This window comes from Pantoea sp. JZ2, assembly GCF_035191405.1.
Classification (GTDB): domain Bacteria; phylum Pseudomonadota; class Gammaproteobacteria; order Enterobacterales; family Enterobacteriaceae; genus Pantoea; species Pantoea stewartii.
The window spans coordinates 118,507-137,639 of sequence record NZ_CP045248.1 but is presented as its reverse complement, the minus strand read 5'-3'; the positions used below and the strand labels follow the sequence as shown (position 1 = coordinate 137,639).

Genomic DNA, 19,133 nt, shown 5'->3' with positions numbered 1-19,133 from the left:
CACACATTATCGTTCAGGATTTAACGGGGGCGTGAGAGTGTTTCATCTCATCGGTGTTTTTAACAGTAATCAGCGGGACAGGCTTCCTTGATGCAGGCCAGAAGTCGTACAGATATATTGGGCGAGCGTTTGCGTTCGCGGGAACAGCAACTCTCACCCCGCCTGCTGGCTGTTGCACATTATCTTCACACCAACCGGGAAACGGTTCTGGACAGCACTGCCATGGATATCGCCCGCGCGAACAACACATCGGATGCGACCGTGATTCGCGCCATTCAGGCGCTGGGTTTTTCAGGACTGCGCGATTTGAAAAACGTCCTTCAGGCCTGGTTTGGTCCCGGCCTCTCTTCAGAAGAGAAAATGCTGAGCACCGTCAATGCTATGACGCGGGATGTTTCGTCGTCGATAGACTTCGTATTGCAGGGGCATCTCCATGCGTGTCAGGTACTGGCCTCTGAGCAAAACCGCCAGGCGCTGGCCGAAGCGACGGGGTTACTGAGTGAAGCCCGCCAGGTGGCCGTTTTCGGGATTAACGCCTCGGGTATTCTGGCTGACTACACCGTCCGCCTGTTAAATCGCATCGGTTTGCCAGCCTTCTCACTTAACCGTTCAGGTATTGCGCTGGCGGAACAGATGCTGGCGCTGCAACGGGGCGATGTGCTGATCATGATGGCGCAAAAGTCGGCACATCGCGAAGGAACAACAGTGGTGCGTGAGGCCAAAAGGCTGGGCATTCCGATAATTCTTCTCACCCATGCGACCGACGCCTTCTTTGCCCGGGAAGCGGATGTGGTTATTGACGTGCCACGCGGCGGGGAAAAAGGGCGCATCCCGTTACACGGCACAGTGATGGTTTGCCTTGAAATGTTGATTCTCTCGGTGGCCGCTTCCCTGCCAGATCGTACGACTAAGACCATGAAACGGCTACAGGATTTCTACCGTGGTCTTAAGCCTGCCATAAAAAAATAAATCCTTCGTTCAGATGTCACACGACAAGAGGAGAGTTGAGCCAGTACATGGCTGGCGCAGCTTAACGCTTTCGCTCACCCTGCAACGCCTGGATGTGTTTCCTCAATACCTGGCGTGATCGGGTTTGCAAAAGTGGCTGACACTTTTCGGAATGGCTTAAAAATTTTTCGTTTTTGCGAACTCACGTCAGCTTTCGTCTGGAGCGTTCTTCAATCTGCGGCTATTACTCAGCCGTGATGTTTATTTGCTGTTCTTTTGATTTATCCATCCTTGTTATTTCCCTGAACGGAGCTGGTCATGAAGAAAAATCGTGCATGGTTTCCTGTGTCGTTCGTCGCGCTTGCCATCCTGGTAAGCCCACCAGCGGTGATGGCCTGGGACAGTCTTACCGTATTTGGCGACAGCCTGAGTGATACAGGCAACGTCGGCCGTTTTACCTACGATTCTGCCAGTCATCCACTCTATGATGAAATCATCGCCCGTGACGCGGGACTGATGCTGCAGCCGTCCTCTCAGGGCGGGAGTAATTACGCGGCAGGCGGTGCTGTGGCGGTGCCTGCTCTCAATCCGCAGTTTAATACCCAGGATCAGGTTGCCCGCTATCTGTCGTCAACGAATGGCCGGGCCGATTCCAACGGGCTCTATATTCACTGGATCGGCGGGAATGACCTGGCCGCTGCCACGCTCATTCCCAGCCCCTCGTTGGCGCTTTCTCTGGTTGACAACAGCGCCGGTGCGGCCGCCAGCCAGGTCAGCGCGTTACTGAATGCGGGCGCTGGTACGGTGATAGTGCCAACCGTGCCGAATGTCGGTGCGACGCCTGCCCTGATAGAAGGAATACTTCAGGGGGCCGGTTCCGCAGCGGTGGCGGCGGCGTTTCAGTCACTGAACGCGGCGACCACGTTCACTACGGCGGAACGGCAGCAGGCTATCCAGACGGCTTTCGGTCAGGCCGCTGCGCAGCTCTCTGCCATACCGGCGGTTCGTGACCTGATCGCACAACAGCTGTTCGCCACCTGGCAGCAGTTAAGCGATCAGGCGGCTTCTCTGACGGCCCGTTACAATCAGCAGGAAGAAAACGCGCTGGCGGCTGCACAGGGGAATATTGTTCGGGTCGATATTAATGGGCTTTTTAATGAAGTGATCGCCTGTCCGGCGCTTTATGGTCTTACTAACACCGCAGGCATGGCCTGTCCACCGGGCATCTCTTCCGCCGTCTGTACTTCGTCGACAGCGGGTTTCTCATCGCAACAGACTTTTTTGTTTGCCGATCGTCTTCATCCCAGCCCTGCGGTGCATGCCCTGATTGCTGACTACATTCAGTCAATCCTGGATGCACCAGCCCAGGTCGCGGTACTGACGCAGGCACCGCTGTCGATGCTGCAGGATGTGCATAACACGCTGGACAGTCATCTCCAGCAGCAGCGTAGGCAACCCGCTGAAGCCGGAGAATTCACTGTGTTTGGCGGTTACGCCGGTCAGCACGCGCGCAACAAACGTGATGTTTTTAATGATGGCGACACAGATACCGCAAACCTGTCAGCTGGCATGGGTTATCAGCTGACCGACAACCTGCAGGCAGGGGCGTTGCTGTCAACGGCCAGCCAACGACAGCATCCCTCTGAACGTTATGATTACCGGCTGCACGGCAACATGGTGGCACTCTGGAGCCAGCTACAACTGATGGACAGACTGTGGGTCAACGCCGATATCCATTATGCGGATCTGGATTACGACAGCATTGAACGTCAGATAAAACTTGGCCCTGCGGTCCGCACTGAACAGGGCAGCAGTAGTGGAAAGCTGATGGGCACGCGGGTTCAAACCGGTTGGGATTTTCCCTTAAACGAGACGATTACCACGGGGCCTGTTGTCAGCTATGCGCTGGATTATGTGCGGGCCGACGGTTATCAGGAACGCGGCGACAGCAGCAGTGCGATGCGTTTCTCCGATCAAACACGGCATTCACAAACTGGCGCAGTGGGGTGGCGCATTGATACCCAGGGATTAGGAATCAATCCCTGGGCACAGGTCAGTTATAACCATCAGTTTGGCGACACGGATACATCGGTGAGTGCAGGTCTGAAATCGACACGAACGGCTTTCCGACAAAGCCGTTCGAATCAGGATAAAGACTGGACGGATATAGCTGTAGGGGCCAATGTCCCCATCGGCGACGCGGTTAGCGCTTTTGGCGCTGTGTCGACGGTGGCGGGCGCGCGTGATTATCATGAGGTCACCTGGAACCTTGGCATGAGCGCGCGGTTTTAGCACCTGCCCGGTGCAGACCTATGGGCGTCGCATCGATCAGACCCGGGTCAGCGCCATCGAAAAAGGCGCGGGACGAGACTGATGTGTCACGTCGTCTGCCTGCACTTTCAGGTTCAAAACGCAGAGGATATGGCCCGATTTTACTGGCCGATGAAGGGGCCAAAAGTTTAATGCCTTCTGCTTCGCAAGCGAGAGCGGGTAAGGTATAGTGCGCGTTTTTGGAGGAACCATGCTGACGCATTCATCAACACGACTCAATAAATACATCAGTGAGAGCGGAATCTGCTCCCGCCGCGATGCCGATCGCTTTATCGAACAGGGCAACGTTTTCATCAATGGTAAACGCGCAGCCGTTGGTGCCCAGGTTTTTGCTGGCGATGTCGTAAAAGTGAATGGTCAGCTGATTGAGCCTCGTGATGAAGATGATTTGGTGCTGATTGCGCTGAATAAACCCACAGGCATTATCACCACAATGGAAGAGGGCGAACGCGATAACATCAGTGATTTTGTTAATCACAGTAAACGCGTTTTTCCCATCGGTCGTCTCGATAAAGATTCGCAGGGACTTATTTTCCTGACCAATCATGGCGATCTGGTCAATAAAATTTTGCGTGCAGGCAATAACCACGAAAAAGAATATGTCGTCACTGTTGATAAGCCCGTTACCGATGAATTTATTGCCGGTATGGCAGCCGGCGTTCCCATGTTGGGCACGGTAACCAAAAAGTGCAAAGTGAAGAAAGAAGCACCCTACGTGTTTCGTATTACGCTGGTACAGGGGCTTAATCGGCAGATCCGTCGTATGTGCAAACACTTTGGGTATGAAGTCACCAAACTGGAACGCACGCGCATTATGAATGTAAATCTCAAAGGTATTCCTTTGGGTGAATGGCGCGATCTGACGGATGATGAATTAATCGAACTGTTTAAGCTGCTCGAAAATTCCACTTCTGATGACAAATCGGCAAAAAAGACGCCGCAGAAAAAATCTCCTGCAAAAAAACCAGGGAATAGCCAACCTAAATCGGGCGTAAAAGCTGATGATAAGCCCGCTTCACGCAAGCGATTTACGCAGCCGGGTCGCAAGAAAAAAGGGCGCTAAAAAGCGAAATGATAAACGGGCGTCAGATAATCGTGAGTGAGTATTGCCCTGAATGGGCGAATCATTTCTCTGCTGAGGCGGCTGTGTTAGCGGCGAGATTGGGTAAACACCTTGTCGCTATTCATCATATTGGTAGCACTGCGGTGCCAGGATTAGCGGCCAAACCGATCATCGATATTTTGCTGGAAGTGATTACTCATGATTCGTCTGACATTACGTCAGCGTTGTGCGCCTCTGGCTATCAGGCGCGTGGCGAAAACGGTATGCCAGGAAGACGCTATTATACCAAGGGCCTTCAGGGCCGCCGTACGCATCACGTCCATGCTTTTATCCAGGGCAGTCCAGATATCATCCGGCATCTGGCGTTTCGGGATTATTTGCGAAAATATCCAGACATCCGCGACAGCTATGCGGCAGTGAAATACGCCGCGCAACGTGACTGCCGGGGGGAGAGTAACGTTTACTGTGAATTAAAAAATGCGTTTGTTCAGACCCATCAGCAACGCGCACTAGCCCTCTATCCCTTCTGAATTATCTCTCTGAACGCGTCTTTATTTTCCTTTTGCAAAATTTAGCCTTGCCTGCACATTCAATGATGCAGCCTGATGCTTATGGCTACAGACGGCATCACAGAACGATAAGTAAGACGGTGCCCAAAAGGAAAGCGCAACGTCGCATAATCAGATGACGGCACCTTTTCAGTAGTAAAATGGCATGGCAGGATACGCTAAATTACAAAGGAGTGGGCCTGATGTTACTGAAAGGTATGAATGATCCGTTGTTCAAAGCGTATCAGCATCCCAAAGCAAGGCTAATGATAAGTCGTTTCAGAGGATTAGCCGGTGACCGGCGGCTTAGCGACTGGCAGGTATTTTGTATTCTGGTCAACGGCTTTACTAACTACTGGTATGTGCATTCAGGCAATTTCACCATCAATGTCACCTTAACCAAGACGCGTCAGTTCGATTTTATGCAGGATTTTTTGCATTTCACGGTGACGCTGGATGGCCTGTTAAGCGACGAGAATTTCCGCTGTCCCGACTTTATTTTGCCCCATTATGATGTGCCTTATGAATTTTGCCGTTGGCGGAGTAAACGTGGCTACGATTCGCAAACCACCTATGTGGGCAAACATGGTGTGAAGTCCCACAAAGGCCTGTTCATTGCAACTCATGATCCGATCAGAGATGAATATCAGATGAAATGGGAAGGCATTATTACGGTTTTTGATAAAGCCTTTTTTAAAATGGGAAACTTCAACACCACCTGCGATTTTTTAATCAACGATATTACCAAGACTATCCATGAGGGCGTGGTGAAACATCTGAGCCTGTATCGCGATCTGTACCATTATCTGTTTCCCTCACCCACAGAAGCGCGTATCCAGGCTCGTGATACGAAACGCCATCTGGCCAGAAAATAAATACCAGCAGGATGGTCCACGAGTACAGAACGGGGAGAAAACGCTTACCCCGGTAACTTCCATTTCAGCCAGGGATCGAGTTCCGTTTCTGTCATAGGTTTAATGTTGAAATATTCATAGGTAGCCTCACTGTTATCTGAGGTGACCACAGAGGCGGGACGATCGCTGTGGGCTAAAACAAGGAGGTTGAGCTCTTTGAGCGTCGTAAAAATACTGTGTGCGATAAGTCGGGAAGTAATATTTGCATGAATTTGGTTGGCCAGTGTTTTATCCAGTTTTATAACATCAGGCGGCATCCCGCGCAGATAGCGTATTTTGCGATAGCCTTTCGCGATATATTCCCATGTCATTGTGAATCCCATACGTCTTAGCATTTCCAGGCCCAGCATGGCTGAGGGGCTGTCAATGATATGCTCTTTTTGAACGATTTTGATGACCAGCATTGACACAGGTAAGGTTGCCTTAAGCATTTTTTCCGCCAGCTTTTCTGCAAACGCCCGATCTGTCACATCCCGCTCATGAATACTGATTGTGACAGGTAACTGAATAGGATGATTACGTAGACGTTTAAGCCGGGCAATAGTGCTGTCAATCAGCCAGGTCGTGAGTGTTGTGCCCAGCTCAGTCCCAACGGCCAGTGAAGTAAAGTTATCGGCTGCCAGCTCTCCACGTTGGGGATGATGCCAACGGATCTGCGCTTCGAGGCCAACCGGTTTACCACTGAGCAAGCACACGTTGGGCTGGAAAACCAGATACAGTCCCTGGTTGCGCCGCAGCGCGTCTGCCAGATCACGCATTAAGGTGAAATCAGCGGGGGAACTCGCGTCTTTAATTCCATCACTAACAGCATCACACAGATGAACGGACGGACCGCTCACGCGTTCCAGCGCATTGACTGCCTGTCTGAGAGTGTCCTGGGGGAAGGTCTGGCCGGCGATAAAGTCGATCTGCGCGGTACAGGTCGCCAACGCCATAGTGAGGCCGTCGCCCATATCGGCATGAATCCCGTTTAACCGTTCCTCAACCCATTTTGCGCTAACGTGGCTTTCTGCACGGGTCAAAATCGCAAAGCGGCCAGTCGCGATCGTGTAAATCGACTCACCACTGGCAGGCCGAAGACGTAACCTTAACAGGGTGGCGACATCCTTAAGCAAGGACTCCAGCGACGCCATGCCCAGTGACCGGGACAGGTCGTAGGCGCGTGACATATCAATACAGTCGATAAGCACCAGACGGCGCAGTGCCGTGTCATTCAGCGTGGCAAGATGCAGAATGTCGCGAAAGAGACGTTCCCGATTGGCCATGCCGGTAACAGGTTCGATAAAGGCCGCCGAATGCCAGGCTTCAAGAAAGGCAACAACCAATCCAGCCAGTGACTCTATGATCTGTTTCTGCTGGTGGCTAAAAGTCCGTGGCACCGTATCCGTCAGGCATAGCGTTCCCAGTATCTGTCCATGAGCGTTTTTCAGCGGCGTACCGACATAAAAGCGAATATAAGGGGCATGGACAATCAAAGGGTGATGGGCATAACGCGGATCAAGTCGGGTATCAGGTGCAATGACCGTCGCATCACTTTCGACAACATGTCGGCATAAGGCCTGTTCGCGCGTCGTGTCACTCAGCTCAATATTGTAATTGGCACGCACACTATGCTTATCGTCATTTAAGACAGCGATATAACTTCCATTAATACCAACTAACTGACAGGCCAGACGTAAAAACTTTTTCAGCACCTCATCCCGGCCTCTGTCTGAGACGCGCAGTGACTGTGTTGTTCTGGTGCGGTGATATTCCTTGTCGCCAGGTTCCTGAGCCATTGCCGCTCCTGCCCATATGCTGAATGATATTGCAAAAAATAATTGTACGTTGATTTTAAAAAATAAAAGCCAATCACTATAAAAGGCGAAAGCAATTAATGCGTTGCGATATTAAACCGTCATGGAATAACCGTTTACGTCCCGGATGAAGGCCGTTTATTTTTTGAGTTAATGCGTATTGATTAATACGTCAGGTGAGGAAAGAACAGAAACCCTGGAGCCTCGAACGAAGATTTCATTTTCGCTTACGCTTTTTTATAAGGCAAATTTCTGGCTGCGATACATTTTCCGACGTTCTCCGTGCGGCATGTCGGGCCGGCTTCAGGTGGATAAATCTGCAAACCCAGAAGCGCGGGTCACCGGCAGGTGGGTTAAAGCCTTTTAAAACATAGAGTTAAAAAATAAATAAAAGCGCACTCATTAGCAGTTAAAAAATATCTCTTGTAAAAAGAGGTCAGGGCAGTAATCGTTCCCCGCTGAAAAAGTAACGATAATTAATGAGAAGCCGATCCGGGTTTACTTTGTGTTATTTTGTCTTGCGCGCCATTACTGTTCCTCCCTGATGCAATTTAATGTAAATTATTGCGTCAGTCCGCGCACCGAGACCTGCATGTTAAAGGAATAACTGATAAGCTGACGACTACACTCACGTTGATGCTGGAGATGCCCTTTGCTGACCACAATAATTTATCGCAGCCATATCTCGGATGACGTTCCTGTTAAGACGCTACCCGGAATGGTGGATGATGCCAGCATACTGAATGCGTCTCATGATGTGACCGGTATTCTGTTGTTCAATGGCACGCACTTTTTCCAGTTACTGGAAGGCCCGGAAGAGGGCGTGCTGGCCATTTATCAGCGCATTTGTGCTGATCGACGTCACCATAACCTGGTCGAGTTGATGCGTGATTATGCGCCCTCGCGTCGGTTCGGTAATGCCGGCATGGAATTGTTTGATTTACGTGAGCATGATCGTTCCACCGTGCTTCAGGCGGTGCTGGATAAAGGCACGTCGAAGTACCAGTTAACTTATGCTGACCGCGCGTTGCAGTTCCTGCGTACCTTTGTTGAGGCGCGTGAGAAAGAGAATTACTTCGAGGTATTGCCCTCCGAATACTGGGAATTCATTCCGGAAAGCACCACTGCCAGCAAGGTGACGCCTTCGGTATCGGGTATTACTTTCCGTCCCGTCGTCGATCCGCTTGCCCGTCAAGTGACGGCGATTGAGGCGATAGCGGACGCACGGCTTCGTCGTACTGAACAGCGCGATTCGTCAAAGCAGTTACATGATGCCGATCTTGACGCGGTGATTACAGCGTTCAGGATGGCCGGGCGGGCCTGCCCGGACGAGATGACGCTGTATGTCAGTCTGCTGCCTATGACGCTGGTTGTCGTACCTGATGCGGTTCAGACCATTGTTGCGGCCATAAATGCTGCAGGGCTGGTCCCTGAGCAGGTGGTCATTGGTGTCAGCGAAACGGAAGTTATTTCACGCGTGGAAGCTTTTTCGGTTGCCGTCAGGGAGCTTAAGGCTGCGGGCATCAGTCTGTCCGTCGATAATTTTGGTGCCGGTTCCGCCGGGCTCTCGTTATTGACACATATTCAGCCCGACCGGATTCGCATTGACTCAAGTATCACTTCCGATGTTCACCGCAGTGGTCCGAAACAAGCCGTGGTTCAGGCCATTATAAAATGTTGCTCTGCCTTAGAGATTACGGTCATTGCTGCCGGCATCGTGAAAGCGGAGGAGTGGATGTGGCTGGAAGCAGCGGGCGTGATTAATTTCCAGGGCAGTTTATTTGCTCCTTCAGGTGCGCTTCATTCAGACGCGGTGGCCTGGCCGGAATATCGAAGCGCGATGTAAGGTCCGGTTAATATTATATGTCACGATAAAGACATCGTATCACTCGCAGCAGGGACCGCTGCCGTTTTGATTGCGTCAGCAGTGCTCCAGAGACCGCATTCAACCTGTCCCGACTTCACGCCTGCATCAGTCCTCTCGCCTTTCACATCAAATTTTTACCGTCCTCGTTTCAGACGAAGTGGGACGAAACCTTATATTCATCTAAGAGCATTAACACGCCGTCGCTCGCTGAGAAGTCATGCTGAACAGAATGCTTTCGCGATGAGAGTAAGCATGGCGCAGGAAAGCGGATCACCGTCACTTCAGTCGTGCAGTGAGGAATCCAAAGGTATTTACTCACCCGTGAGCTGAGTTAATCATCTTCTCAGATATTACCTGGACAGAAAAATCGCACTTTGCGATCATATCTGCATGATCCAAAAAAGAAAACGCCCTGGTCAATGTGAAGATGAAAGAAAACAGTCGCTTAGAATCGATAATGAATTACCTGAAAGGAAATAATCTGGTAACGGTTGAACAGCTTGTTTCGGTCACAGGCGCTTCTCCTGCTACTATCAGGCGTGATCTGATTAAACTCGATCAGGAAGGAGTGGTCAGCCGCACGCACGGGGGCGTAACGCTTAACCGCTTTATTCCATCGCAGCCCACCACGCTGGAAAAATCGTCACGGAATCAGCCTGAAAAACATGCTATTGCGCGCGTTGCAGCCACCTTCATCAAAGCAGGCGATGCAGTAATCCTTGATGCAGGGACGACGATGTTTGAGCTGGCCCGGCAAATTACCCATATGCCGCTACGTGTGATCACCAATGACTTACATATTGCGCTGTTCCTCTCCGAATTTAAGCAGATTGAAGTAACCATTATTGGTGGGCGAATCGATGAAAGCAGCCAGTCCTGCATTGGCGATCACGGTCGAAAGATGCTGAACAATATCAATCCTGACATTGCTTTCCTGAGTGGTAATGGATGGGATATGACGAAAGGCGTGACATCGCCCACGGAAGAAAAAGCGGCTCTGAAACACGATTTGATCATCAATGCGAGGCGACGTGTTTTGCTGGCAGACAGTTCAAAATACGGTGCCTGGTCTCTTTTCAATGTGGTTCATCTGGATGCGCTGACGGATATTGTCACTGACGCTAATCTGGACGCAGATGTCAGGAAAGCGCTCCTGTCCAGCAGCGTGCCTGCGTTGACTATCGCTCATCCTGCCTGAGTTGCCTGCATTATTTTGCCAGTAACAACTTACAAAAACTGATGGGCGCAGAAGCCGCAACGATGGGGCCCAAAGAAATGCGGTCAACCCGCGTTTTCTGACTCGCCTGGTGGCGGCTGAGAACGGTGATCGCGTGTTGTGATGATATGGGTCTCGCTTAAATCACGCGCTTGTCGCATCACATCAGTGATTCAGTAAGTGCAGAGCCGGGACAGATGCTAACAACCACAATGGACGGCATCGGTATGCGTTGACGATGAAAAGTGACCGAATCGCTTATCTTTCTGCAGAGCGGGTGGTCACGCCACACGCATCATGGCAGCGCCAGGCAGTGTCTCGAATCAAACTAAACATGGATAGATGAAGTGTTGATGCTACGGGGTGAAGAGCAGGGCTGACTAAGGGAGGATCAGTGTGTAACATGAGTCTCGCAGCGTTGACATGAATGAAGGTGAACGGGGGCGTGCCAGGACGGGGATTTACAGATGTGTAAGTATGAATATGTCACAACGGTTATTCTTCCATTGATGGTCTGAGGTAGAGCGGCGTATCGCCTTCTTCGTAGTGTTTCGGATGCCACACCATCGCGCCATTTTCATCGCCAATAAACGTCATACCTAATGGTTCAATGATCGCATAGGGCTGTGCGAACGCAGCACGGTAAACCCGTATCTCTTTCGCCATTGCCACAACCTGATCTGAAAATTCGTCGGGGTGGCTGAGAATGTAATTCAGTTGATCGTCAGTCAGCATACTTCTTTTCCTGAGCAACCCAGACCTGCTGGCGCCAACTGGCAGGGTTGTTTAACCTGTTAATCGAGTTCAGCATTGGCATTGTTCCGCCAAGGCAATAAGTGTACCAATTATCAGCGTGTCAGCCCATCATTACCGTCAGGGCGTCGTTTAATAAGCGAAAAGAAAAGCTGTTCAGCATACCGTAGCCGGCGATAGCGGGCTAACGTCCATTTCCTTATGCTTTCAGCCAGAAGTCTGCTGACATTTATCGTGTCTGCAGACACTAAGATGCCTGAACTGTTCTGTATTCCTCGCGCCATCACGAAGCCCCCGACCGTGTTTGTTAATCTTTGCTTCCATAACTTTACATTTTGCATTTAATTAACGTCTGTGCCGTCAGGATGTTTTGCCATTATTAAGTTCTTATCTCTGACAGAAAAGCTTAAGTAATATTTCATAACGGCAGTCTTACAGGCGCGCAACAGGTAATAACTGAATGCGCATTCATTACTGAGAGAGGCAGCCTGTGGCAAGATAAAGCGTCGGGAGAAAAAACCGCTTAACGTGGACCAATACCCTTAATGGGGTAAGCGGATCGATTATTGTGCCTGAACATTGACAGCGATGTCGTCTACTCACCAAAAGTGCCGCCTGCGTGTCGGGCATAACGCAGAACGTTGTGACATTTACGGTTAAAAATGACTTAAAACCTTTTCTTGCATGTTATACAGTCTCGCATGGCCTCTTGTTTGCTATAAATTGTCGGTCAATGTGGCGCTAAATATTTAAAATTAGGCTAAATTGTTTTCTGCGTTTTGCACCCGCACATGGGGAGGCTGTTGTGCACGATAATCAAAGTGGCAATGAAGAAAATCGTCTTAAAGCGGTTAAAGCACTTTTGTCACCTGATGTAACCAGGGATGAGGTGCTGGAAAAATTTGTACAGCTTGCCGCGCAGGCACTCGGCATTTCGGGCAGTTTTATCTCAATTATTGACGACAAAAATCAATACATTAAAGTTTCCCGCAACTTTAATCTTAAAGCGTCGTCACGTGATGTTTCCTTGTGTCGACATGTTATTGATGGCGACGGCCAACTGGTCATTCAGGATACACTGCAAGACAATCGGTTCTCTTTCCATCCGTTAGTGGAAGGCGAGCCGCATATCCGCTTCTATGCGGGCGTGTCATTATGTAATGTTGAAGGGTTGGTTCTGGGCACGTTATGTGTCACAGATACGCAACCCCATACCTTTAACGATGCGCAACTCGAAACCTTAAAGTCGTTAGCGAGGCTGGTCACCTCATTTCTGGACGCCTGGAATCTGGCCAGTTTTACTGACCTGATCACGCATCTTCCTAATCGCCCGCGGTTGTTGCGTGATATGCAGCAGCTGGCCGTGAGCAATCCTGATCGACGCTTCCGCCTTATTCTTATCGACTGCATTGATATTCCGCATGCTTATGAACTCTCGCGCACCTTTGGTATCGCGCCGGTAGAAAACCTGCTCCGGCAAATCGCCGGCCTGGTCAGTGCGCGCCTCGAACTTGAGTCCGATGATATGCTTTATTCATTCGCACCGGGTCGGTTTGCCCTCATCCAGCCCTATCTTGAAGGGTACACGGCACAAAGCACGATTGATGTTCTCAAGAATTTGAAGGCGGATTTAGCGGACAATATCACGATCGATATCGACGTTTATGCAGGTGAAACAGAATTTGTCTCCCGAGAGATAGATGCCAATGAAATCGTTCGTCAGGCGGTAAGCGCACTGCATGAATGCATTTATCAGAATTGCGGTGCCATGACCTTCGATCATGCTTATGATTCGCGCCGCACGGATGATTTTCTCATCATGAATGATTTGGCACAGGCGCTGAAAAAAGACGAAGGTCTTTATCTGGCTTATCAGCCCAAAGTGTGTTTAAAAACCGGCAAAACCGTGGGCCTGGAAGCGTTGATCCGGTGGCATCACCCGGAACGAGGCGAGCTGTTCCCTGCCGATTTCGTTCCCCTGGCTGTAAAAACAAACCTGATCTCGGTGCTGACGGACTGGGTCATCGATCGTGTCATCGTTCAACTCAAAACGTGGAAACAGGAATATCAGTTAATTCCTGTCTCAGTTAACGTCAGTGAACGTGACTTTTCACGCCCCGGCTTTGCGGCAGATTTGGCCAGTAAAATGCAGGCTGCTGATTTGCCTACGTCCTTTATGGGCGTGGAGTGCCTTGAAAATGAACTCATTACAGAAAGCCATGTTGCTATAAACGGCCTGGAAGCGCTGAGAACCGAGGGGTTTGTTATCTCTCTGGATGATTTTGGCACAGGCTACAGCAACATCAGCTATCTACAGGAAATTCCCTTAGACGTTATCAAAGTTGATATGTCTCTGATTAACCGCATGGACAACGATCAGGCGTCCAGAGTGATTGTCAGAAGCATTATTCAGATGTTGAAGGAGCTGAATTATACGGTTCTGGCGGAAGGGGTCGAAACCGAAGCGACGCTGAGTCTGCTGAAGCAATATGGTTGCGACCAGATTCAGGGCTACTTTTTTTCTAAACCGCTGCCAGCCAGCGAGATTGAACACTGGCTGCTGCAAAAATAACCGGGCCAGAAGGCGACAGTATTATCTGTCGCCTTATCCCTTTAAATGCTTCACCGCCGTCGCGTCTGGTCACGTCTCGTGGCTGCACACCGACTCAATCCAGATCGCGGCCATTGCTGGCGATGACTTTCTTGTACCACCAGAACGATTTTTTCCGGCGTCTTTCCAGCGTCCCGTTACCGTGGTCGTCCCGATCAACATAGACAAAACCATAGCGCTTGCTCATTTCACCGGTTGAAGCCGCCACTAAATCAATGCAGCCCCATGTGGTATAACCCAGTACGGGAATACCGTCGCCAATCGCGTCAGCCATGGCGCGAATATGCTCACGCAGGTAGCTGATACGATAATCGTCTATGATTTCGCCTTCTGGTGTTAACTCGTCACGTGCACCCAGACCGTTCTCGACTAAAAACAGCGGTTTCTGATAGCGGTCGTACATCATATTCATGGTGATGCGAAGTCCAAGCGGATCAATGCCCCAACCCCATTCACTACGTGCGATGTGCGGATTAGTCAGCGATTTGACGACATTGGCTGCGCTGCTGTTCTGGTCATGCATATCAGCAGATGCGCAGCGAGAGGCGTAATAACTGAATGAAACAAAATCGACAGTGTTTTTAAGGATCTCCGCATCGTCTTCCGCCATAACGATCTCAATGCCTTTCTCTCGAAACAGACGCGCGGAATACGCTGGGTAGGCGCCCCGTGCCTGCACATCGATAAAAAACAGATTTTCACGATCCTTTTGCAGTGCCGCCCAGACATCGTCGGGTTTACTTGACCAGGGATAAAAATTGCCGCCTGCCAGCATGCAGCCTACCTGGTTGGCCGGGTTGACCTCATGAGCAATTTTCGTTACCAGCGCACTGGCAACCAGTTCATGATGGGCAGCCTGATATTTAACCTGCTCGGTATTTTCACCCGGTTCAAACACCAGCCCAGCGCCTGAAAACGGACTATGCAGCATGATGTTAATTTCATTGAAGGTAAGCCAGTATTTCACAAGGCCGTCGAATGCCTCAAAACAGCTTCGTGCATAGCGTGCGAAAAACGCGATCATTTTACGATGACGCCACGATCCATATTCCGTTACCAGATGCATCGGCACGTCAAAATGGCACAGCGTCACCAGTGGCTCAATGCCATAGCGACGACATTCGGTAAACAGATCACGGTAAAACGCCAGCCCCTGCTCGTTGGGCGTTAATTCATCTCCACGAGGGAAAAGTCGGCTCCAGGCGATAGAGGTGCGAAAGACGGTGAATCCCATTTCTGCCATCAGCGCAATATCTTCGCGATAGCGATGATAAAAGTCGATAGCGGTATGGCTGGGATAAAATTCATCATCGCGCAGTGTGACGCGTTTTTCCTGCCCCAGTTTCACCGGCATGCGTGCCGGGCCAAGCGGTAACATGTCAACGGTCGTTAATCCTTTCCCGCCTTCAAGAAAGGCGCCCTCTGACTGGTTTGCGGACAGGGCACCGCCCCATAAAAATCCTTCCGGGAATACTGACTCAGACATGACATCCTCTTTAATACTGTAATCATTAATTAACTGGCGTTAACCGCGTTCGCTTTTTCTGCGGTGACGACGGACGAGGGCGCAGACGGCTGGGTCATTTCAGGGATATCTTCAAACCCCAGAATGAGAGTAAGAATGAACGACAGCACGACAGAAAGCACCATTACCGCCACGACCCAGACAATCGACAGGGGATTGGACGGATCAAAAAACTGCACGCTGGTAAATAATCCTGGCGAAGCCATTGAATGGCTGGCAAGCCCGCCGATTCCGGCAACGGCACCGCAGATAAAGCCACTCATCAGGCTGGCGATTAATGGGCGTTTCAGGCGCACGGCGACACCGTAAAGAGCAGGCTCAGAAATACCGGCCACAATAGCGGAGGCCGCGGCTGCAAGCGCCGTTTGGCGTAATTCGCGGTTTTTCGTTTTGAAGGCGACGGCCAGCGACGAACCGCCAAGTGATAAGTTGGCCCCAATTTCTGAAGGCATCACCATGCCTTCTTTACCTGTTTCTGCAATCGTCTGGATGATGGTAGGGGTAAAAACCCGGTGCATGCCGGTCATTACCAGTAGCGGCCACAGCCCGCCCATGATGGCCACGGAAAGCCAGCCCAGATAGCCGTGAATGGTGTAGACCAGCGCAGAGATACCGCTGCCGATCCAGATGCCAATGGGACCTATTAATACAATCGCAATCGGTGCCGCAATCAGCACAATCAGCATCGGCTTAAGGAAGTTTTTGGTGACGGCAGGCGTAATTCGATCGACGCCACGTTCGATATGGGACAGAATCCACGTCATCACAAGGGCGGGGATCACCGTATAGGTATATTTCACCGCCGTCACCGGAACAGAAGCAAACTCGACATGCTGGCCTTGAGCTGCTTTGGCCATTAAATCGATGAAAGTGGGGTGCACCAGGACGCCGGCAATAGCAATCGCCAGTGACATATTGGTTTTAAATTTCAGTGCGGCAGAAGCCGCTACCATGACCGGTAAAAAGAAGAATGCCCCATCCCCGATAACGTTCAGGATGATCAGCGTGGACGAGCCTTTGTCAAAAACGCCCGCCATATCCAGAATCATGGCCAGCAGTTTGACCATCGATCCGCCAATGATCGCCGGAATCAGTGGTGACATGGTACCGACAAGCGCATCGAGAATACCGGCACCAATGCTTTTCAGCGTGATACGACGTTTAACTGGCGAAGCGCTTTCAGCCTGCGGTTGACCGAGGGCCAGAACGGCCTGATAGGCTTTGGCAACATTATTCCCGATGATCACCTGATACTGTGTATCGGTATGCACGACGCCCATGATGCCGTTGACGGCCTTCAGGGCCGCCAGATCGACACTGTCGTCGTCTTTCACAACAAAACGCAGGCGCGTCATACAATGCGTAATGGCGCTAATGTTGTTCAGGCCACCTAAGGCGGTAACGATGGCCTGTGAAATCCCGGCATAATTTCCTGACATGATGTTTCTCTCGTAGGGTAGAGGGAAGTGCGTTCTGGTTTCCGCTCATGACGGCTGCCTTATTGTTTTACGTCTTTCGCCAGGGGAACGTTGCGTGACCACTGACGATCGGCACGGCAAAATAGGAAACCGGTTTCACAAAATCATGAAGCTGTTTTGGGGCTGACACAAGCGCCAATAATCACCCTGTGTTATTTCTGTGATTAAGGTCACTGTCAATGATCTGGCGCGCCCTGTGGGCTGGCGTGTAAATATTTCAAATAATGAAAGACTTAGGTAGACTGCTTTCAGGCTGAGAATTCTGGCGATCCTCATATGACAACGATTTCAGAAGTGGCAAAACGCGCCGGTGTCTCAAAAGCAACGGTTTCCCGGGTATTGTCGGGCAACGGTTACGTCGGCAAAGAGAAACGTGAACACGTTTTGCAGGCTATCGCTGAGACAGGCTATCGGCCCAATTTACTGGCCCGTAATCTGGCAAATAAAAGTACACAAACCATAGGGCTGGTGGTGACTAACACACTGTACAGCGGCAATATTTTCAGCGAGTTAATGTCGCATTCCGCCAGGATTATGGAGCAGCAGAATCGTCAGTTAATTCTGGCTGACGGGAAGCACACTGCCGCTGAGGAGCGCGCGGCGATTCAGTTTTTGCTCGATCTACGCTGCGATGGCATCATCATCTATCCGCGCTTTCTGAGTATTGATGAACTGGATGCTATTATTTCCGACCACAAACAACCCATTCTGGTAATCAATCGCCGCCTGCGCATTCATGAAAGTTTTTGTGTATTCAGCGACCAGCAGGCAGCAGGGCGGCTGGCTGTCAATCATCTGCTTGAACAGGGGCATCGTGATATCGCGTTTATCACCGGCTCGCTGGATTCTCCTACCAGTCAGGAACGACTTTCCGGTTATCAGGCTGCATTAAGCGCGGCGGGCATTGCGCCTAATCCCCAGTTGATTGTGCAGGGTAAGTGGACCGCACAAAGCGGCATGCTGGCGGTCAAATCCCTGCTCGCCAGCGGCGAGTCTTTCAGCGCTATCGTAGCCAGCAACGATGAAATGGCAATTGGTGCCATTAAACAACTCACGGAAAACAACATTGCCGTACCGGCCAGAGTTTCGGTGATAGGTTTTGATGACATCCCGCTGGCTCCGTATGTGATTCCCTCGCTCTCCAGCATGAAGTTTCCGGTTACCGACATGATCAATGAAACTATCAACCGGCTGGTCGCCATGCTCGATGGCGGCGAGTTAATGCAGCGTAAGCCTTTTATCGCCAGTCTGGTGTCGCGCGATTCTGTCAGCGTCGCACCCTGAAACCGACAGCCACCTTTAAGCGATCGTCACCGGTATCACCTCGGTGCCTTGCTCTGTAAGCCGGTTCACGGTATCCGCGGGCAACCCGTGTTCCGTGATGACATGACGCGGCGCATAACCGGGCGATAAAGGATAGGGATAAAGCTGTCCGAATTTACTGCTGTCTGTCAGGACATAGCTCTCAGCGTTTTTTGCCAGTACAGCGTCCACCACGTCACACCGTAGCATGTCGCGACCGGTAAAACCGGTTTCCGGGTGCCAGCCATCAGCACCAATAAACGCTTTATGAAAGTGGGTCTGCTGAATGCAGTAACGCGTCAGTGGCCCGGTCATCGATTCACTGCTCTTTTGTAACCGGCCTCCCAGCACAATGACCTCACAATCGGCTTCTTTCAGCAGATGAGCGATATAGTGACTGACGGTGATAAGCGTCAGATTTTTTCGACCGGCAAGCGCAAGTGCCAGTAAGGCATTCGTACTGCCGCCCTCGATAAAAACTGATTCGCCCTCATTGACGCGTCCGGCGGCATAACGGGCCAGAGCCTGTTTGATGCTGAAACGTGTGTTCATCCGTGTGCTCACATTATCACTGTCCAGCGCGACGGCTGCACCGTGAACGCGACGTAACACGCGCTGCTGTTCAAGTTGTGTTAAATCCTGCCGTATCGTCACCTCAGACACACTGACAACGCGAGCCAGTTCACTGACGGTGATGCTGCCACGCGCATTGACCAGTTCGATAATTTTTTCCTGGCGCGTATTCATACCGGCTCCCTTTATCCTACTGAACCAAAGCGGG

The 19,133-nt window shown here is 50.9% G+C and carries 14 protein-coding genes; 9 read left to right on the top strand and 5 right to left on the bottom strand.

Going from position 1 to position 19,133, the window contains the following annotated elements; translation table 11 throughout:
- Positions 1-90: 90 nt before the first annotated feature.
- From GC087_RS23105 to GC087_RS23085, 5 genes are all read left to right on the top strand, one after another.
- Positions 91-969 carry a MurR/RpiR family transcriptional regulator gene (locus tag GC087_RS23105; RefSeq protein ID WP_172913278.1) on the top strand — a complete coding sequence of 293 codons (879 nt, stop codon included), beginning with the start codon at positions 91-93 and terminating at the stop codon, positions 967-969.
- A 297-nt stretch (positions 970-1,266) separates the two neighbouring features.
- The gene (locus GC087_RS23100) at positions 1,267-3,240 is read left to right on the top strand and encodes an autotransporter outer membrane beta-barrel domain-containing protein (protein WP_324030739.1); all 1,974 of its coding nucleotides are present in this window, start codon (positions 1,267-1,269) and stop codon (positions 3,238-3,240) included.
- Positions 3,241-3,469: 229 nt separating this feature from the next.
- Positions 3,470-4,342 (top strand): 23S rRNA pseudouridine(2604) synthase RluF, encoded by an 873-nt coding sequence (rluF, locus tag GC087_RS23095; protein ID WP_006122011.1) that lies wholly within the window; start codon positions 3,470-3,472, stop codon positions 4,340-4,342.
- Positions 4,343-4,350: 8 nt separating this feature from the next.
- Positions 4,351-4,872, top strand: coding sequence for a GrpB family protein (locus GC087_RS23090; RefSeq protein ID WP_226374660.1), 522 nt, complete (start codon positions 4,351-4,353; stop codon positions 4,870-4,872).
- A gap of 221 nt (positions 4,873-5,093) precedes the next feature.
- On the top strand, positions 5,094-5,765 hold the full coding sequence (locus GC087_RS23085; protein ID WP_033742365.1) for a hypothetical protein: 672 nt from the start codon (positions 5,094-5,096) through the stop codon (positions 5,763-5,765).
- A 44-nt stretch (positions 5,766-5,809) separates the two neighbouring features.
- On the opposite strand, the gene GC087_RS23080 is transcribed toward GC087_RS23085, so the two are convergent.
- Positions 5,810-7,582, bottom strand: a complete 1,773-nt coding sequence (locus tag GC087_RS23080; protein ID WP_324030738.1) for an EAL domain-containing protein — start codon at positions 7,580-7,582, stop codon at positions 5,810-5,812.
- A gap of 670 nt (positions 7,583-8,252) precedes the next feature.
- Between GC087_RS23080 and GC087_RS23075 the strand changes: the two genes are divergently transcribed.
- Positions 8,253-9,446: a diguanylate phosphodiesterase gene (locus tag GC087_RS23075; RefSeq protein ID WP_054634040.1), complete on the top strand. Its 1,194-nt coding sequence runs from the start codon at positions 8,253-8,255 to the stop codon at positions 9,444-9,446.
- Positions 9,447-9,894: 448 nt separating this feature from the next.
- Positions 9,895-10,665 carry a DeoR/GlpR family DNA-binding transcription regulator gene (locus GC087_RS23070; protein ID WP_033742616.1) on the top strand — a complete coding sequence of 257 codons (771 nt, stop codon included), beginning with the start codon at positions 9,895-9,897 and terminating at the stop codon, positions 10,663-10,665.
- A 513-nt stretch (positions 10,666-11,178) separates the two neighbouring features.
- Here GC087_RS23070 and GC087_RS23065 read toward each other — a convergent pair.
- Positions 11,179-11,418, bottom strand: coding sequence for a hypothetical protein (locus GC087_RS23065; protein WP_006122003.1), 240 nt, complete (start codon positions 11,416-11,418; stop codon positions 11,179-11,181).
- Positions 11,419-12,241: 823 nt separating this feature from the next.
- Between GC087_RS23065 and GC087_RS23060 the strand changes: the two genes are divergently transcribed.
- Positions 12,242-14,008, top strand: coding sequence for a sensor domain-containing phosphodiesterase (locus GC087_RS23060; protein WP_058702513.1), 1,767 nt, complete (start codon positions 12,242-12,244; stop codon positions 14,006-14,008).
- Positions 14,009-14,102: 94 nt separating this feature from the next.
- Here GC087_RS23060 and GC087_RS23055 read toward each other — a convergent pair whose 3' ends face one another.
- Positions 14,103-15,533: a 6-phospho-beta-glucosidase gene (locus GC087_RS23055; protein ID WP_033742371.1), complete on the bottom strand. Its 1,431-nt coding sequence runs from the start codon at positions 15,531-15,533 to the stop codon at positions 14,103-14,105.
- Between the two features lie 29 nt (positions 15,534-15,562).
- Positions 15,563-17,011, bottom strand: coding sequence for a PTS cellobiose/arbutin/salicin transporter subunit IIBC (gene ascF / locus GC087_RS23050; protein ID WP_205951423.1), 1,449 nt, complete (start codon positions 17,009-17,011; stop codon positions 15,563-15,565).
- A 315-nt stretch (positions 17,012-17,326) separates the two neighbouring features.
- Here ascF and GC087_RS23045 point away from each other — a divergent pair, with 315 nt between their 5' ends.
- On the top strand, positions 17,327-18,334 hold the full coding sequence (locus tag GC087_RS23045) for a LacI family DNA-binding transcriptional regulator (protein WP_110268503.1): 1,008 nt from the start codon (positions 17,327-17,329) through the stop codon (positions 18,332-18,334).
- Positions 18,335-18,349: 15 nt separating this feature from the next.
- Here the strand turns inward: GC087_RS23045 and GC087_RS23040 are convergent, their stop codons facing one another.
- Entirely contained in the window at positions 18,350-19,099 is a 750-nt protein-coding gene (locus GC087_RS23040) for a DeoR/GlpR family DNA-binding transcription regulator (protein WP_172913273.1), read from the bottom strand.
- Positions 19,100-19,133 lie beyond the last annotated feature (34 nt).

Bases quoted from the DNA above. Each gene is read 5' to 3' on its own strand.
- GC087_RS23040 (WP_172913273.1), bottom strand. From the start codon at position 19,099: ATGAATACGCGCCAGGAAAAAATTATCGAACTGGTCAATGCGCGTGGC.
- GC087_RS23080 (WP_324030738.1), bottom strand. From the start codon at position 7,582: ATGGCTCAGGAACCTGGCGACAAGGAATATCACCGCACCAGAACAACA.
- GC087_RS23085 (WP_033742365.1), top strand. From the start codon at position 5,094: ATGTTACTGAAAGGTATGAATGATCCGTTGTTCAAAGCGTATCAGCAT.
- GC087_RS23090 (WP_226374660.1), top strand. From the start codon at position 4,351: ATGATAAACGGGCGTCAGATAATCGTGAGTGAGTATTGCCCTGAATGG.
- rluF (WP_006122011.1), top strand. From the start codon at position 3,470: ATGCTGACGCATTCATCAACACGACTCAATAAATACATCAGTGAGAGC.
- GC087_RS23055 (WP_033742371.1), bottom strand. From the start codon at position 15,533: ATGTCTGAGTCAGTATTCCCGGAAGGATTTTTATGGGGCGGTGCCCTG.
- GC087_RS23105 (WP_172913278.1), top strand. From the start codon at position 91: ATGCAGGCCAGAAGTCGTACAGATATATTGGGCGAGCGTTTGCGTTCG.
- GC087_RS23070 (WP_033742616.1), top strand. From the start codon at position 9,895: ATGAAAGAAAACAGTCGCTTAGAATCGATAATGAATTACCTGAAAGGA.
- GC087_RS23045 (WP_110268503.1), top strand. From the start codon at position 17,327: ATGACAACGATTTCAGAAGTGGCAAAACGCGCCGGTGTCTCAAAAGCA.
- GC087_RS23100 (WP_324030739.1), top strand. From the start codon at position 1,267: ATGAAGAAAAATCGTGCATGGTTTCCTGTGTCGTTCGTCGCGCTTGCC.
- ascF (WP_205951423.1), bottom strand. From the start codon at position 17,011: ATGTCAGGAAATTATGCCGGGATTTCACAGGCCATCGTTACCGCCTTA.
- GC087_RS23065 (WP_006122003.1), bottom strand. From the start codon at position 11,418: ATGCTGACTGACGATCAACTGAATTACATTCTCAGCCACCCCGACGAA.